Source organism: Brevibacillus invocatus (genome assembly GCF_003710915.1).
Taxonomy (GTDB): Bacteria; Bacillota; Bacilli; order Brevibacillales; family Brevibacillaceae; genus Brevibacillus; species Brevibacillus invocatus.
Window position 1 is genome coordinate 94,862 of the sequence record NZ_RHHR01000010.1, and the last position, 15,786, is coordinate 110,647.

13 protein-coding genes are annotated in these 15,786 nt (G+C 49.2%); 2 read left to right on the plus strand and 11 right to left on the minus strand.

Annotation, left to right across the window (positions count from 1 at the left end):
- Positions 1 to 25: 25 nt before the first annotated feature.
- From EDM52_RS06465 to fdhF, 8 genes are all read right to left on the minus strand, one after another.
- The gene (locus EDM52_RS06465) at positions 26 to 808 is read right to left on the minus strand and encodes an enoyl-CoA hydratase/isomerase family protein (RefSeq protein WP_122908215.1); all 783 of its coding nucleotides are present in this window, start codon (positions 806 to 808) and stop codon (positions 26 to 28) included.
- A 21-nt stretch (positions 809 to 829) separates the two neighbouring features.
- Positions 830 to 1,933 carry a CaiB/BaiF CoA transferase family protein gene (locus tag EDM52_RS06470; protein ID WP_122908216.1) on the minus strand — a complete coding sequence of 368 codons (1,104 nt, stop codon included), beginning with the start codon at positions 1,931 to 1,933 and terminating at the stop codon, positions 830 to 832.
- Positions 1,934 to 1,945: 12 nt separating this feature from the next.
- Positions 1,946 to 3,100, minus strand: a complete 1,155-nt coding sequence (locus EDM52_RS06475) for a thiolase family protein (RefSeq protein WP_122908217.1) — start codon at positions 3,098 to 3,100, stop codon at positions 1,946 to 1,948.
- A 161-nt stretch (positions 3,101 to 3,261) separates the two neighbouring features.
- A complete protein-coding gene (locus EDM52_RS06480; RefSeq protein ID WP_183184879.1) occupies positions 3,262 to 4,749 on the minus strand; it encodes a sigma 54-interacting transcriptional regulator in 1,488 nt (495 codons plus the stop codon).
- 37 nt (positions 4,750 to 4,786) lie between these two features.
- Positions 4,787 to 5,329, minus strand: coding sequence for an adenylyl-sulfate kinase (gene cysC, locus EDM52_RS06485; protein WP_245996621.1), 543 nt, complete (start codon positions 5,327 to 5,329; stop codon positions 4,787 to 4,789).
- Positions 5,330 to 5,357: 28 nt separating this feature from the next.
- Positions 5,358 to 6,095: a sulfotransferase family 2 domain-containing protein gene (locus EDM52_RS06490; RefSeq protein WP_122908220.1), complete on the minus strand. Its 738-nt coding sequence runs from the start codon at positions 6,093 to 6,095 to the stop codon at positions 5,358 to 5,360.
- Positions 6,096 to 6,250: 155 nt separating this feature from the next.
- On the minus strand, positions 6,251 to 6,730 hold the full coding sequence (locus EDM52_RS06495; protein ID WP_122908221.1) for a helical membrane plugin domain-containing protein: 480 nt from the start codon (positions 6,728 to 6,730) through the stop codon (positions 6,251 to 6,253).
- A gap of 2 nt (positions 6,731 to 6,732) precedes the next feature.
- A complete protein-coding gene (gene fdhF / locus EDM52_RS06500) occupies positions 6,733 to 9,690 on the minus strand; it encodes a formate dehydrogenase subunit alpha (RefSeq protein ID WP_122908222.1) in 2,958 nt (985 codons plus the stop codon).
- A 428-nt stretch (positions 9,691 to 10,118) separates the two neighbouring features.
- Here fdhF and EDM52_RS06505 point away from each other — a divergent pair, with 428 nt between their 5' ends.
- Positions 10,119 to 10,457 (plus strand): histidine triad nucleotide-binding protein, encoded by a 339-nt coding sequence (locus EDM52_RS06505; RefSeq protein WP_122908223.1) that lies wholly within the window; start codon positions 10,119 to 10,121, stop codon positions 10,455 to 10,457.
- Between the two features lie 8 nt (positions 10,458 to 10,465).
- Here EDM52_RS06505 and EDM52_RS06510 read toward each other — a convergent pair whose 3' ends face one another.
- Complete coding sequence (locus tag EDM52_RS06510) at positions 10,466 to 11,443, minus strand: YpdA family putative bacillithiol disulfide reductase (protein ID WP_122908224.1); 978 nt, start codon at positions 11,441 to 11,443, stop codon at positions 10,466 to 10,468.
- Positions 11,444 to 11,646: 203 nt separating this feature from the next.
- Here EDM52_RS06510 and EDM52_RS06515 point away from each other — a divergent pair, with 203 nt between their 5' ends.
- Complete coding sequence (locus EDM52_RS06515) at positions 11,647 to 13,203, plus strand: S-layer homology domain-containing protein (RefSeq protein WP_245996628.1); 1,557 nt, start codon at positions 11,647 to 11,649, stop codon at positions 13,201 to 13,203.
- Between the two features lie 136 nt (positions 13,204 to 13,339).
- Here the strand turns inward: EDM52_RS06515 and EDM52_RS06520 are convergent, their stop codons facing one another.
- The gene (locus EDM52_RS06520; RefSeq protein WP_122908226.1) at positions 13,340 to 14,302 is read right to left on the minus strand and encodes an L-threonine 3-dehydrogenase; all 963 of its coding nucleotides are present in this window, start codon (positions 14,300 to 14,302) and stop codon (positions 13,340 to 13,342) included.
- Positions 14,299 to 15,492 carry a glycine C-acetyltransferase gene (locus EDM52_RS06525; protein ID WP_122908227.1) on the minus strand — a complete coding sequence of 398 codons (1,194 nt, stop codon included), beginning with the start codon at positions 15,490 to 15,492 and terminating at the stop codon, positions 14,299 to 14,301. The genes EDM52_RS06520 and EDM52_RS06525 overlap by 4 nt, the downstream gene beginning before the upstream one ends.
- Positions 15,493 to 15,786 lie beyond the last annotated feature (294 nt).

Sequence of the window (15,786 nt, forward strand, 5' to 3'; positions counted from 1 at the left end):
ATCTTCACTCCTCCAAGATTTGAAATTATCGACCAGAAAATTGCGGCCGCCGTTTTTCAAAAAATGCCTTTACGCCCTCTTTTAAATCTTCTGATTCCAGGCATAGCCCTTGCGCAAACGCTTCCAATTCCAAGGATTCATTCAATCCTCTCATCATGGTTTGATTCACCAGATCTTTCGTCAAACCGACTGCAATGGATGGTCCTTTTGCCAATTGGTCAGCGATAGCCCTTGCCTCTTCCAAAAGCTGCTCATCCTCCACCACCCGATTGACAAACCCGAGCTGTTGCCCTTGCTCAGCGCTGATGCGTTCTCCTAAAAGCATCAGCTCCTTCGCCCGATGATGTCCCAGGAGCTGCGTCAAAAAGTAAACAGAACCGAGGTCTGGTACAAGCCCGATATGGACAAAGCTTTGTACGAAAAAGGAGGAACGTGCTGCAACGACGAGATCGCAGGCAAGAGCAAGACTGAAGCCTGCACCGGCTGCAGCGCCGTTTACTGCAGCCACGACTGGTTTTCGCACTTGAAGAATGGCCAGGATCAATTCATGGGACAGCTTCAATTTTTGGCGTCCGGTTAGAGCCGTCACTTGATTGCCCATCGAGCTCAAATCTCCGCCTGCGCAAAATGCCTTTCCTTCTCCTGTGAGAATGATGGCTCGAACCTGATCGTCCTGCTCGAGATCGGACAGCACCTGAAGCAGCTCTGTTCGCAATGCTGGAACCATCGCATTACGATTCTCTGGTCTGTTCAGGCGGATCGTACCCACACCGTTTTCGATTTGAACTTCCAGTCGCTCAAAGGACATTGCGTATCTCCCTGCCTTTCTTTACTTTTTCATCAATCGGGTCAACCACTCTTCTGTGTGCTCACCAAGCTTTGGAGATGGTGTTGCATGCTGCAGCACCGAGCCTTCGCTCTGATAACACGTCGCCACATAGCGAAGCCCCCACTGCTCCTCAATCAAACGGCGTTCTCGAATATGCGGATGATCGTGCAGTTCTCCCGCTTCCAAGATCGGTGCCATACAGCAATCCACCTCCAAAGAGAAGGACGTCCACTCAGCAAGCGTTCTGCTCCGGATTAACGCTTGTATTTCCTGATAAACAGGGTTCTCGTCTTGTTGGGGAGAGTAGTGGGCGGAAAGCCACTCCGGCTTTTCCACTGCCTGGCAGAAATTCTCCCAGAATTTTGGTTCCAGCGCTCCCAGAGAAATGTATCGCTGATCCTTGGTTTGATAAATCGCGTAGCAGACGAGACTTTTGTGCAGCTTTGCCAGTCCTCGTCGATTGCCAGTCGCCGATTCCATGAGCACATGGTTGGTCATCAGTGTAACCATTACATCCGCAAGCGAGATGTCCAAATACGTCCCCTTCCCTGTCTTTCCTCGCTGTACCAAACCCGCCAAAATGGCTTCTGATGCGGCAATTCCTCCGATCATGTCGGCAAACGTCATGCTGGGTGCGATCGGTGCACCGTCATCATCCGTCATCTGCGCCAAGGCACCGCTGATGGCCATGTAATTGATGTCGTGGCTGCCCATCTGATGCATGGGACCGTTTTGACCATAGCCTGACAGCGAGCAGTAGACGATTCGCGGATTGACCTGAACCACATCTTCGTAGCTGATACCGAGCCGCTTGGTCACGCCAGGGCGAAAACTCTCGATCACGACATCTGCCTGACTGATCAGGTCAAGCGCCACGAATCGCTGAGGCTCTTCCTTGAGATTGAGAACCATGCTCTTCTTGTTGCGTCCATGCGCACGGAAAAGATAATTGTCGCCTTGGTCCTTCATCTTCGGATGACGCGCTGGGTCTCCCTGTGGCGTTTCGACTTTGACGATCTGTGCCCCACGATCCGCTAGGCGCAGAGTGGCATAAGGTCCTGGCAGATGCTGTGAAAAGTCGATCACGAGAATGTCAGACAGCATAAGCCTCCTCCTTTAATCCAGTCGTTCAATAATCGTTGCGTTTGCCATGCCCAGCCCCTCACAGATAGCCTGCAAGCCGTATTTGCCACCTGTTCTCTCCAATTCATGCAGCAAGGTAATCATGACACGCGCTCCGCTTGCTCCCAGTGGATGACCGATCGCGATGGCTCCCCCATTGATGTTCAGCTTGCTCGGGTCCGCTCCCATATCCACCTGCCAGCAGAGTGGTACGGGTGCGAAGGCTTCATTGACTTCATACAAATCCATATCCTCGATGGTTAGCCCAACCTTCTCCAATGCTTTTTTCGATGCGGCGATTGGTCCAGTCAGCATCAAGGTCGGATCCGACCCGACCACTGTACGTGAGATGATTCTGGCACGAGGCTTGACTCCCAGGCTCTCGGCCTTCTCTTTCGACATCAGCAAAAGGGCTGCCGCTCCATCGCTGATCTGGCTGGCGTTTCCTGCATGTATCCGGCCATCGTCCTGGAATGCTGGCTTTAAAGACGCAAGCTTCTCCATCGAGGTTCCTTTTCTCGGTCCTTCATCCTGCGTGACGATCGTGGTGCTGCCATCAGGCAATGTGACTTCTAAAGGCATGATCTCTCTTTCAAATCGCCCTTCTTCCTGCGCACGTATCGCCCGACGATGGCTTTCCATCGAATACTCATCTAGTTGCGTGCGGCTAAACCCCCATTTCTCGGCGATTCTTTCTGCCGACAAGCCTTGATTGATCAACTCATATCTTGCTGTCAATTGCTCGCTTCTCTTCGCTCCCTGGTTAGTAGAGCCCATCGGAACCCGGGACATGCTCTCCACACCGCCAGCAATCACGATATCCATATCCCCACTTAAAATCGCTTGGGCCGCGAAATGGACTGCTTGTTGACTAGATCCACACTGCCGATCGATCGTAGTGCCGGGTACCTCGATGGGGAAGCCGGCGATGAGGGAAGCAACTCGTGCAATATCGCCGGCTTGTTCTCCTACTTGAGAAACGCACCCTAAGATGACATCCTCTACCAGTTCAGCTTTTAGATCTACCCGCTTGACCAGCTCCTGCAGCACCATTGCAGCAAGATCATCGGGGCGAATTCCACTTAAAAGTCCTCCTCTTCTACCAATCGGTGTACGTACTGCCTCCACGATCACGACTTCTCGCGTCATTTTCCCATCTCCCTGTCATTCATTGTGATTTACTCGTTCTGCAAAAAGGACTAATGCAATTCTATTGCCAACGATTTTGATCTGAACAAAGTGATTTTTATGGAGAGTACTGTCCACGAATCAAGACAAAATAAAAAAATGTCCGGATTACCGGACAATGGCTAGTGGTTGTATTTTTTCAATTTTTCGTAAAAGACAGATCTGCTGATTCCTAATAATCTGGCCGCTTTTGCCTTGTTTCCGTTTGTTTCGCGTAATGCCCGCTCAATTTCCATCTTTTCAGCTGCATGAACCACTGTTTTACCATGTATTTCTGTAGCCTTTTGCAGCATTTCCTCCGGTAAATCAGCGAAAGAAATTTTCCCTTGCTCCGCCATGATCATGCCTCTTTCCACGACATTGCGCAATTGACGAATATTTCCAGGCCAATCATGGTGGTACAACACTTTTTGTACAGCTTCCTCGATACCTGTAACGTTTGTGTCCAGAATCGGGTTTAACTGTTTGATAAACGTATTGGCTAGAAGTAAAATGTCGTTTTTACGCTGACGCAGAGGAGGGATCGTCAGCGTGATGATGTGCAGGCGGTAGTACAAGTCCTCTCGGAATGTCTTTTCACGTATCCGATCTTCTAACGGCGCATGCGTCGCGGAAATGATCCGCACATCTGTCTGAATCGGCCTGTTTCCCCCCACGCGAAAAAAATCCTTTCCTTCAAGTACGCGCAACAGCTTGGCCTGCAGGGACCTAGGCATTTCGCCAATTTCGTCCAGAAAGAGGGTTCCGCCATGGGCAAGCTCGAATTTTCCGATTCGGCCCGCACGATCTGCTCCGGTGAAGGCGCCTGGTTCATAGCCAAAAAACTCGGCTTCCAGCAGATGCTCAGGTATGGATGCACAGTTGACCGTGATAAACGGCCCAGATGCTCGATTACTGGCATTGTGCACGGCGTGTGCAAACAGCTCTTTGCCTGTTCCGCTTTCTCCCAAAAGCAGGACGGGCGTAAGGCGCCTTGCAGCTTTTGCAGCAAGGGACATGCATTGCTTCATCGCTTTGTCTCGTGTGATAATGTGATTCCACGTATACACCGCACGGTACGGATGATTTACCGCCGCTTTATCCCCTATACGTCCCACATCCAGTGAGCGATCGAGCAAATCTGGTTTTTCCACCTGCATCATGACTTCCATCTGTTCTCTCAAGTCATTCTTCGATTCAACCAGCGCATTGACGACACGGGCTTTGGTCAACACACCTACAATTCTTCTATCACTATCGATAATGATACTGGAACCGACGTGGCTATTTTGAATAATCTGCTCCATCTGTTCAAAAGTTGTCTCTGACAGCTTGTCCAGTTGGGTAGTGACCGCTTCGGTCTTCATAAACTCCCGAATGGGTGAATGAGCAGGCGCCTTTTCAAGGATCATCCGATAAAGTGAGCTACGCGAAAAAACACCGATCAGCCTACCCTCGTCATCTCCTACCGGGAGCACATCCAGCCGTGTTTCCAGCATGGCTCTCGCTGCATCCTCCAAAGAATCGGTCGCCCGTAGAAAAGTAGAGATAGGCTGGATCATATTGTGCAACGTCATTTTGTCACCGACCCCCTGTCCATAATGAATTCTCTCTTCATAACGATACGACATGGGAGCGAATAACCCCTCTTCACATGACATGCGAACTCTACATCTGATGCATTATACCTCGCGTTCGCAAATAGACGAGAATCTGCTGGACGCATGCTGATATGGATTGTTGATCCGCTTGAATAACCAATTCCGGACTCTCGGGTTCCTCGTACGCTGCGGTGATACCTGTAAAATCGGGAATGGCTCCACGACGCGCCTTCTTGTACAAGCCTTTTGGGTCCCTGCTTTCACAGACGTGCAACGGACATTGGACGTAGACCTCGATGTACTTCCCGTCCGAAAACATCTGCCGGATCCTATGACGATCTGATTTTGAAGGTGAAATAAAGGCAGCCAGAACGATCGTACCTGTCTCGATGAGAATTTTCGAAACCTCTCCCGCACGACGCAGATTCTCAGACCGGTCTTCTGGCGAAAAGTCCAGGTCGCGATTGAGCCCAAGCCGCAAGCGATCACCATCCAGAACATAGCTGGACAATCCTTTCGCGTTCAGTTCATGATGCAAACGATTGGCAAGCGTTGTTTTACCTGCGCCTGACAAACCAGTAAACCAGAGGACATACCCTGTCGATCTCATGATTTCAGCCTCCCCTCCTTCTTTTGATCTAATAGGCGTGCTGTTGAAACCACTTTTTCGCATAGCTATGCAGCTGAAAATCGAACTGATTCTTTTGAAAGACCATACGTAGAGTCTCAGTGTCCAAATCACATTCTTGCAGTCTGTTCGTCGACGCATTTTCACGGTAGATCTGATCTGAACGATTCCACCCCAACTGTTTGCGCAGAATAGGAACACATTGGTCGGACCATTCGGTAATGCCAATAAACGCAAAGCTGGAAGCCAGATGATTCATTGCACGTCCCAGATCGGGAATGTACTCTCCCGGGTTCCAGACATAGTATTGCATCTCCGTTTGGTGTGTAAATCCCAAGGGATTGCCTGAGAGATAGCGGGTTTGCAGATTGGATGTCAGGAAATTCATTTGATCAGATTGTACAAACTGTGCGAAGCTCATCTCGGACATTTGTTGGTAGGTTGGAATGGATGGGTTACGAAGCAAAAAGGAATAGATGGATAACACCAATTCGATAGGATGACGCACGAACGTACAATAACGCGTTGGACGTTGGATCAGCTCGTGCAAGCCGTAGGGAAAGTGACCCGACACGACGCGAAGCGAGCTGTCTGTGCGATTGCACAGCTCTACCAGCTTTCTTGTCGACCAGCTGGCATCCTCGTGCATGAAGGCGATTTCCTCACGCTCGTACTCTTCTGACAGCATGCGGTTGATCGAGGTTCCTGACGTTTTGGGAATGTGGAGAAATAAAAGCAATGGCTCCATAGACACGTATACTCCCCCTTCTTTTTGAAGGCTTCGCCATAGTGTATGATTCCTTCTCCTTGCTTGAAATCAACGCTTTTCCCATCTTCCTCTTTCATGTGCGCAAAAGAAAAGGCCTGGAACCAACCAATAGGTTGAATCCAAGCCTAGCTTCTCTATTTCTTCAAGCCTTCACCCATGCCTTTGAGCAGGTTGAGCCCAAAACCGATCGCACGGTTGATGTCAGGGTCGTTCATGGCTTTATACAAGTCCAGCAAGCCCACTTTTTCGTTTTTTTGCAAGCCTTCCTCAGCCTTTTGCAAGCCGTTGCTCAGACTGCTGACCAATTTTTTTGTCATGGCCGGGTCGATGTCACTGACTGCTTCTGCCATCGCCATGGCGTTGTTAATCGTATTGGTGACCGGCGGACGCGTCAGCTGTCCGAGTGCAATCTTCGTGACCTTTTCCTTCGCTTCTACCAATGCCTGGACAGCTTCCAGAATCCCGCTATCATGCAGCTCCTGCAGCAGCTTGATGGTATCGGAAATACCATCTGCGTTCTGTGCCAGCTCTGATTTGAGCTGATCCAGCTTTTGGGTGTTTTTTTCCTCTTCTGACAGGACGGGCTTCTTGATGTTCACAATAGGTCTTGCCATGCTTACTTAGCACCTCCTGCCTGGTTCACTTTGGCAATCGGCTGGTAATCCTCACGTGCCCATTTGCGTTCTACCTGTACGCCCAATTGCGGATTGCGCTTGGCATAGCGCGGGTTGTACATCGGCAGCGGGTTGATACCATCTACTTCCAAAATCTCCATGTATACTTTGGTTTGCTTGTAGGCAGGTGTCTGAGTCCGCACGTCTACCGCATTACCTGTCAAAACATTGACTGCATTCTCGTGGCTGACAGAGTTCATTGGTATGAACAGCTCCATGCCTTGGACGCGGTTTGTGACGACAGCTCGCAGCTTAACTCTTCCATACGGAGATACCAGGCGGACCAGCGATCCGTCCTTTACTCCGCGCTCTTTGGCAAGTGCAGGCGGCACTTCTACGAAAACATTAGGAACTTTATATTGGATTCCTTTTGACTTGTTCGTCATGTTTCCTTCGTGGAAATGTTCCAGTATGCGTCCGTTATTTACGACCAAATCAAATTCTGGCGCAAATTCAACTGGCGGAACATACTCGACCAGCGAAAGGCGGGCACGACCATCCGGGAACTTGAATCTATCGATGTACAGCAATGGCTCATCGGTTCCATCTGCTTTTACTGGCCAGACCAAACTATTCCAACCTTCCAAGCGGTCGTAGGATACACCAGCAAAGATTGGGCTTAGACTCGCAATTTCATCCATGATATCGCCTGGATGAGTAAAGTTCCAATCGAAGCCTCTACGTTTCGCAACCTCTTGTACGATCCACCAGTCTGGCTTACTATCCCCGAGAGGCTCCCACACCTTGTTCAGGCGTTGGATGCGACGTTCAGTATTCGTGAAGGTGCCATCCTTTTCCAGCGATGGGGCTGCAGGTAAGATGACGTCAGCGAATTGAGCTGTTTTTGTAAAGAACACGTCTTGGACAACAAAGAACTCGAGACTGGCCAGAGTTTCTTGTACGTGATTGGAGTTGGAATCAACCCATGCCATGTCTTCTCCTACCAGGTACATTCCTTTTAAATCGCCTCGTTCAACAGCCTGTAACATTTCGATATTCGTCCAGCCTGGCGTGCTCGGAAACTTCGCCCCGTATGCCTCTTCGAATTTCGCGTGAGCCTCTTCATCACCCACATGCTGATAACCAGGCAGCCAGTTTGGCAAACTCCCCATATCGCATGCGCCTTGTACGTTATTATGACCGCGAAGTGGGTATGCCCCGGTACCAGTACGACCGTAATTACCCGTGATCAAGAGTAAGTTGGAGATAGCTGCAGATGTATGCGATCCACCTGTATTTTGCGTAACTCCCATGCCCCAGAGGACACAAGTGCCACTTGCTTCATGGATCATGGTCGCTACTTGAATCAATTGCTCTTTCGAAATCCCCGTGACTTCTTCGGCGTATTCGAGCGTGTATTTTTGCAGCATTTCTCGGTACTCCATAAAGAAGTTGACGCGATTCTGAATGAATTTCTCATCATGCCAACCTTGATCGATCATATACTTGGCGACAGCTGTCAGCCATACATAATCGGTACCCTGTTTAGGGTGGATAAACAGATCGGATCGATCCGCCATTTCGTGCTTCCGCAGGTCAGACACAATCAGCTTCTGTCCGTGGAGTTTTTTGGCACGCTTCACGCGTGTGGCAAGAACAGGGTGTCCTTCGGTTGGGTTGGCCCCGACGATGATCACCAGTCCGGCAGCTGCGATGTCCTTGATCGTTCCAGAATCTCCGCCATATCCAACTGTCGACATCAAGCCGTCAGAGGCTGGAGATTGGCAATAACGGGAGCAGTTGTCGACATTATTGGTTCCGAATACTTGTCGGGCCAGTTTTTGCAAGGAATAGACTTCTTCATTGGTCGTCTTGGAGGAACTGACAAAACCCAGTGCGTTATTTCCGTACTTCTCTTTGATTTCTCCAAGCTTGCTCGCAACCAGATCCAGCGCTTCCTCCCAAGATGCGGGTACAAATTCTTCCCCTTTGCGGATCAGTGGTGTAGTCAAGCGCTGATCACTGTTGACGAAATCCCATCCGAATTTTCCTTTTACACAAGTGGAAACAGCATTAACAGGAGAATTTTCACTTGGTTCAATCTTGAGAATATGACGGTCCTTCGTCCAAACCTCGAACGTGCAGCCGACACCACAGAAAGTACAAACCGTTTTGGTCTTTTGTGTACGTGTGTCACGCATCGCGGACTCAATCTCAGAAACAGCCATGATTCCACTATAGCCCGGTTCTACTTCTTTCACCATGTCAATCATGGGCGCCATCAGGTCTTTACCGAGACCCGTCATGAATCCTGCTTCACCCAGCATGGATTTTTCCATCAAGGCGTTGCATGGGCAGACGGTGACGCATTGTCCACAGGATACGCAGGAGGAATCATTGATCGATTTATCGTCATCCCACAAAACACGCGGTTTTTCCCGCTCCCAATCGATCGTCAAGGTTTCGTTTACCTGGAGATCCTGACATACCTCTACGCAACGTCCGCACAAAATGCATTGATCTGGATCATAGCGGTAAAACGGATGAGACATATCCACTTCGTAGCCTTTTTCGGTGAACGGACGGGATTGGTGCTCGATGTGAAGCATTTCCGTTGTATTGTGCACGCGGCAATTTCCATTATTGTTGTCGCAAACCGTACAGTAGAGCATATGGTTTTCCAGCACGCGATCCATTGCCTCTGTCTGGGCAGCACGTGCACGCTCTGATGCGGTTTTGATTTCCATGCCCTCTTGAACAACCGTGGAACAGGCGCGCATGATATCGCCGTTGATTTCACACATACAGGTATCGCAGGTCTGAATCGGTCCGAGAATCGGTGAGTAGCAAATATGCGGATGCTCGATTTCTTGTTTCAGCATATAGTCCAGAAGACGGGTTCCTTCTTCGATCTGATGGGTTTGGCCGTTTAGTTGAACGGCAATCATTTTTTTAGTCATAGCTCCTCCTCACAACAATAAGAAAACCTCTATACCAGCCTGAGCAACCACGAAGTCGAGGCAGCTTGTTCTTGCTGTATCGGAAAGTAAAAGCGCTCATCGTTTTTGCTCTCCGATACAGGAAAAAACCCACCACAAAACAACTGACACAACAAAAGAAGCTTGTTGCTCAAGCTGTTTCATGGTGGGTTAACACTTAGCATTTACGTACCAGTTATCAATCCCGCCATCTGAAGCGAGTGGAAGCCAGGACGATGAGGGACACGGGGTCGCTCCATCCATCTTTGAACATCCATCCATTATTATAAGATACCTTAAGAAAAAAGCAATAGTTGCAATTGAAATCGTTTTCTTGCGTTCGACAGGGAAAGTCCGGTCGGGTGACGAAATAGGGTACCCAACACACTTTTGAAAGGCTGTGAGTATAGATGGATTGCATTTTTTGCAAAATCGTAGCTGGTGAAATCCCTTCAACCAAGGTGTACGAAGATGAGCATGTCGTGGCTTTTCATGATATTAATCCGATTGCACCCGTACACGTCCTGATGATTCCCAAGAAGCACATCCCATCCCTACTGGACATCCAGTCAGAGGACAAGGAATTGATCGGCCACCTGCATCTCGCTTTACAAAAAGTAGCAGAACAGATGGAAGTAACGGAACCCGGCTTCCGTGTCGTCACAAACATCGGCAAGCATGGTCAACAAACTGTCTTCCACCTGCATTATCATCTGATCGGCGGAAAGCAGCTCTCGTGGACCGTGTAGGCCCTTCCTTACGATTTTTGTGATTGAATAATATGGCTTGCGATCGCCTCGCCGTGAAATCGACCATTTTCAATGAAAATGGCATTGGCGCGATTGCCTGCTGCCACGACACCTGCGATGTACAGACCACGTATGTTGGTCTCCATCGTTTCGGGATTGTGTTCGGGTATTCCCGTCTCCGGATCGGTTTTCACCCCTAAAGAGTGGAGGAAGGTACGATCCGGACGGAATCCGATCAGCGAAAAGACGTAATCATTTTCAAGTGATACCACCTCATCGCCTGTTCGAACCTGGATCGTTTTCTCCTGAATCGCCTCAACCGTAGACTGATACATGACCTTGATCCGTTCTTTCTCCACCAGGCTTTCAAAGACGGGTCGTGTCCATGCCTTGACCTTTTCAGACAGCTCTGGTCTCCGACAGATGACCGTCACTTGTGCCCCTGCTCGTTCCAGCTCCATCGCCGCATCGACAGCCGAATTGTTCCCGCCTACAACCGCTACCTTCAACCCGCTGTAAGGGTGAGCCTCCCTGTAAAAAGAGGATACTTTCGGAAGCTCTTCACCGGGAACCTTCAATGTATTGGGATGGTCAAAATATCCCGTCGCGATCACCAAATTTTTGCACGTATAACGATGCTCCTGGTCCAATCGATCTCTGGTCACTACTTGGTAGCCACCCTCAATCTGCTTGGCTGATGTGACTGTTTCATAGACATGTACACGCAACTGTTCACGGCCAGCAACCAGACGATAGTAATTCAAAGCTTCTTGCCGGGTCGGCTTTTCGTTGGCAGTCGAAAACGGAATATCACCGATTTCCAGCCGTTCAGCCGTGCTATGAAAAATCATGTAGGTCGGGTACCGATAAATAGAATGGACCAAGGACCCTTTTTCAATCACCAGTGGGTCAAGCCCCGCTCTCTTGCAGGCAATCGCTGCTGCCAGCCCACAAGGACCAGCCCCTACGATCAGTACTTCATTCATTTCTCTTCCGCCTCACTTCTATCCAATCTCTTTGATCTCTCTTCCCATCTTATCATAGCTCCGCGATCAATGAAGAGTTCTAACTGTACCCCAGTCTATGATTTACCAATAAATCACCAATGAAAGCCTCTGCGGCACTCCTTATAATTGGTAGTATGATGAAAAAACAAAGTCTACATATGTGGTTTCTCTCCCTTGTAATGATGACGTATGCCTTTACCCTTGCCATCGGGGTACCGGCCTCCACGGCATCCACACTTACGCTGCGTGACATAACCAACAGCTATGCGAGCAAACAAATACGCACCTTGCATGATGCAGGTATTATTTCCGGGGACGAAAAAGGATATTTTCACCCAACTCGTCCTGTCACTCGGGCTGAATTTGTCGCGATGCTGAATCGCACCATTGGTGTCAAACCTGTCGCCAGCCAAGTAGCGTCCTACTCGGATGTGACCAAGAATAACTGGGCATACGGTGACATCCAGGCAGCAGCTTCTCTGGAGCTGGTAAATGGTACGAGCAACAATACCTTTTCACCGAAACGTACCATCACACGTGAAGAAGCAGCGAGCATCCTCGTCCGCGCTTTGAAGCAAAAAGGTTCTACATCCGCTTCTTTGTCCTTTAAGGATGTGCAGGAGATATCTACTTGGGCATTGCCTTCCATTCGAGATGCTGTACATCGTGGATGGATGTCTGGCTACAACGGTTTCTTCCGTCCGGCTGACGCACTTTCCCGACAGGAGACTGCTGTCATTCTCGAGCGAATTCTGACGCTTTTAAAGGCGCAGACTGTTTCCTCAAAGCCTTTGATTTCTCTCGGGTGGCAATATCAGTCCACAACAGAGGAATTTATCAACCAGGTGAAAAAGACAAACGTGAACACTGTGTCTCCACGCTGGTACTTCCTGCAAAAGGACGGAACGGTGAGCGATCAGAGCGATGCCGCATTGGTGAAATGGGCACATCAGAACGGCAAGGAGGTCTGGCCCCTCTTTGGAAACCGGTTTGACTCCGCAGCCACGCACGCTGCCCTGTCCGTTCCAGCGAAACGCACCGCGATTGTACAAACCTTGTCGTGGTATGTAACCAAGTATCAGTTGGATGGAATCAACGTGGATTTCGAAGCCTTCTCACCTGCTGATCGTGATGTCTTTACCCTCTTCATCCAAGAATTGTCGACTGCCTTGCACAAACAGGGTGCCGTCGTTTCCGTGGACGTACCGCCGGATACGAACTCTGATTGGAGTGACCCGTTTGACTATGAAAAACTGGCAAAATACGCAGACTATATCGTCTTGATGGCCTATGAAGAGCACTGGGTTGGAAGTCCAAAAGCAGGGTCTGTGGCCTCCCTTCCCTGGTTGGAAAAAAAGATTCAAGATCTGCTCGACGATATACCATCTGAACGTTTGATCGTCGGTTTGCCGCTCTATACCCGCGATTGGTTCTCCGCAAACGGCAGTATGCAATCTAGCGACTTGAGCATCCCTAGCTCCTACGAGCTGATTGCCAAGTACCGTGGAAATACCAGATGGCAGGATAGTATCGGACAATATATCTCCAGCTACCAAAAGCAAGGGGTGACACATACGATCTGGCTGGAGGAAAGCCGCTCACTGGGTTTGAAAGCACAAGCTAGTCTGAAATGGCAAATTGGTGGGTTTGCCTATTGGTACATCGGTTCGGAATCGTCAGATGTTTGGACCGCCATCAATAATTCGATCATGTTACAACAAACACGTCAACGACTGTAAAGGAAAAAAGAGGATGGTTGAGCTTCCCCTATGTTTGAAATCAGGGATGCTCGCCCTCCTCTTTTTGTTGTAAGTTCCTCCCCAATAGACCAAAAGGCCACTTTGCAGCTAAACTGCGTGAAGTGGCCTTGTTGTTTTAACTCACTTTTTGAAGAAGCTTTCCACGCAGCTTCGTAAGCATGTCTTCGGTCATTTTCGCCAAATCATACTGTGCTTGAAAACCCCACTCTGCTTGGGCGGCTGTCGGATCTATGGAGTCAGGCCAGCTTTCAGCGATGGCTTGACGAACCGGGTCTACCTGGTAGGAAAGGGTAAAGGAAGGAATGTGCTTGCGAATTTCCGCTGCTACTTCCTCCGGTTCAATACTCATGGCAGTGATGTTAAATGCGTTGCGATGCTGCAGCTTGCTAGCATCTGCTTCCATGAGGTCGATAATCGCTTGCAAGGCATCCGGCATATACATCATGTCCATATACGTCCCTTTGGCAATGTAAGACGTATAGGAGCCATCAAGTATAGCTTTGTAATAAATATCCACCGCGTAGTCCGTCGTCCCTCCGCCTGGGGGGGTAACGTAGGAGATCAAACCTGGAAAACGAACACCCCTCGTATCCAAGCCGAATTTCTGGAAGTAGTAATCGCACAGCAGCTCCCCTGCTACCTTGTTGACGCCATACATGGTCGTTGGTCGTTGAATCGTCTCCTGTGGCGTGTTTACCTTTGGAGTCGTAGGGCCAAATGCGCCAATCGAGCTAGGGGTAAAAAATTGGCATTGAAGCTCGCGAGCTGTTTCCAGCGCATTCACCAGTCCGCCCATGTTCAAATTCCAGGCCAACAGCGGCTTGGCTTCTGCGGTCGCCGATAGCAGCGCTGCCAGATGCATGATCGTATCGACTTGATGGGTCTTCGCCAATTCGAACATGCGCTTGGCATCTGTCACATCCAGAATTTCAAAGGGACCCGAATCTACAACCTTGCTGTCTTCGACTTTTCGGATGTCAGAGGCAATGATCTGGTCGCTGCCATAAAGATCTCGCAATTTCATAACCAATTCGGAGCCGATTTGGCCCAGCGCACCGGTTACCAGTATCTTTTTCATTTCAGAAGCCCCATTTCTTTCCCCACTTTTTCGTAAATCGACAGCGCACGATCCAGCATTTCCGTCGTGTGTGCTGCGGTGGGCATGTTGCGTACGCGTCCAGTACCCTTTGCAACAGTGGGGAAAACAATTGCTTTGGCATAAACGCCCTCTTCGTACAGCCTTTTGCTAAACTGCTGCGTCTGTTGCTCATCGCCGATGATGCAAGGAGTAATAGGTGTTTCGCTTTCCCCGATATTGAAGCCCAGCGCCTTGAGGCCTTTTTTCAGATAATCTCCATTCGCCCACAGCTTGTCGTGCAATTCGGTGCTGTTCTGTAAAATATCGATCGCCGTGATACAAGCTGCCACATCAGCAGGAGTCAGGGCAGTCGAGAACAAGAATGGACGGCTGCGCACTTTCAGCCAATCAATCAGCTGCTGTCTGCCCGCAACGTATCCCCCAACCACGCCGATGGCTTTTGAGAGCGTACCAATCTGAAAATCTACTTTATCTGACAGTCCGAAATGCTTGACGGTACCGGCACCTTTTCCCAGAACACCAGATCCGTGTGCATCGTCTACATACGTCATCAGGTCGAATTCTTCCGCTACCTCTACGATTTCAGGTAGCTTGGCTATATCCCCGTCCATGGAGAATACGCCGTCCGTAATGACCATTAGTTTTTTATATTTTCCAGATTCCTTTGCTTCCTTGGCCTTTTGACGTAAATCGTCGATATCAGAATGATTGAATCGGATGATTTGGGCTCTGGAAAGCCGGCAGCCGTCAATAATCGATGCGTGATTCAGTTCGTCGGACAAGATGGCGTCCTCTTTGTCCATCACCGCTGAAATCGCAGCCATGTTGCAGTTAAAACCGGACTGATAGGCAATCGCAGCCTCAGTCTGTTTGAAGGAAGCAATTTTTTCTTCGAGCCTCACATGCAGCTCCAGCGTTCCGTTAATGGTGCGAACAGCCCCAGCACCGACCCCGTATTTCTGTGCAGCTGCTACAGCGGCATCAATCAAGCGCTGATCCGTTGCCAATCCCAAATAGTTGTTGGAGGATAAATTGATCAGTTCTTTTCCAGAGATGGTAATCATGGGTCCATTTGGGCTCTGCAAAGGATCAATTACGTTGTAGAGCCCTTTGCTCTTCAGATCGTCCAAGTTTTCACTCAAAAATTGATCCAACGTTCTGCTTGACATCGCCAATCCCTCCGACTGTATGTCCTGATCCCGCACACACTCGAACAAGTCAGGTGGAAGTCACTTCCACAAAAACAAATGTGCGCGTGGTAAAGACATTTGAAATGTAGTATGAATCGTATAATTTCAAGGATATTTGATAATAAATTATCATCTTTATCTCTGAATGTCCATATGAGAAAGACATGATTTTCAAATTTTTATTTCGATGAATATGCCCTTTGTGCATACTGTGTAAAACCGTATTCAGACGATCTCTTCCACCAAATGGTCCGATTTATGGGTAAATATGTG

Bases quoted from the DNA above. Each gene is read 5' to 3' on its own strand.
- EDM52_RS06510 (WP_122908224.1), bottom strand. From the start codon at position 11,443: ATGAATGAAGTACTGATCGTAGGGGCTGGTCCTTGTGGGCTGGCAGCA.
- EDM52_RS06505 (WP_122908223.1), top strand. From the start codon at position 10,119: ATGGATTGCATTTTTTGCAAAATCGTAGCTGGTGAAATCCCTTCAACC.
- EDM52_RS06525 (WP_122908227.1), bottom strand. From the start codon at position 15,492: ATGTCAAGCAGAACGTTGGATCAATTTTTGAGTGAAAACTTGGACGAT.
- EDM52_RS06465 (WP_122908215.1), bottom strand. From the start codon at position 808: ATGTCCTTTGAGCGACTGGAAGTTCAAATCGAAAACGGTGTGGGTACG.
- EDM52_RS06470 (WP_122908216.1), bottom strand. From the start codon at position 1,933: ATGCTGTCTGACATTCTCGTGATCGACTTTTCACAGCATCTGCCAGGA.
- EDM52_RS06520 (WP_122908226.1), bottom strand. From the start codon at position 14,302: ATGAAAAAGATACTGGTAACCGGTGCGCTGGGCCAAATCGGCTCCGAA.
- EDM52_RS06490 (WP_122908220.1), bottom strand. From the start codon at position 6,095: ATGGAGCCATTGCTTTTATTTCTCCACATTCCCAAAACGTCAGGAACC.
- fdhF (WP_122908222.1), bottom strand. From the start codon at position 9,690: ATGACTAAAAAAATGATTGCCGTTCAACTAAACGGCCAAACCCATCAG.
- EDM52_RS06515 (WP_245996628.1), top strand. From the start codon at position 11,647: ATGACGTATGCCTTTACCCTTGCCATCGGGGTACCGGCCTCCACGGCA.
- EDM52_RS06480 (WP_183184879.1), bottom strand. From the start codon at position 4,749: ATGTCGTATCGTTATGAAGAGAGAATTCATTATGGACAGGGGGTCGGT.
- cysC (WP_245996621.1), bottom strand. From the start codon at position 5,329: ATGAGATCGACAGGGTATGTCCTCTGGTTTACTGGTTTGTCAGGCGCA.
- EDM52_RS06495 (WP_122908221.1), bottom strand. From the start codon at position 6,730: ATGGCAAGACCTATTGTGAACATCAAGAAGCCCGTCCTGTCAGAAGAG.
- EDM52_RS06475 (WP_122908217.1), bottom strand. From the start codon at position 3,100: ATGACGCGAGAAGTCGTGATCGTGGAGGCAGTACGTACACCGATTGGT.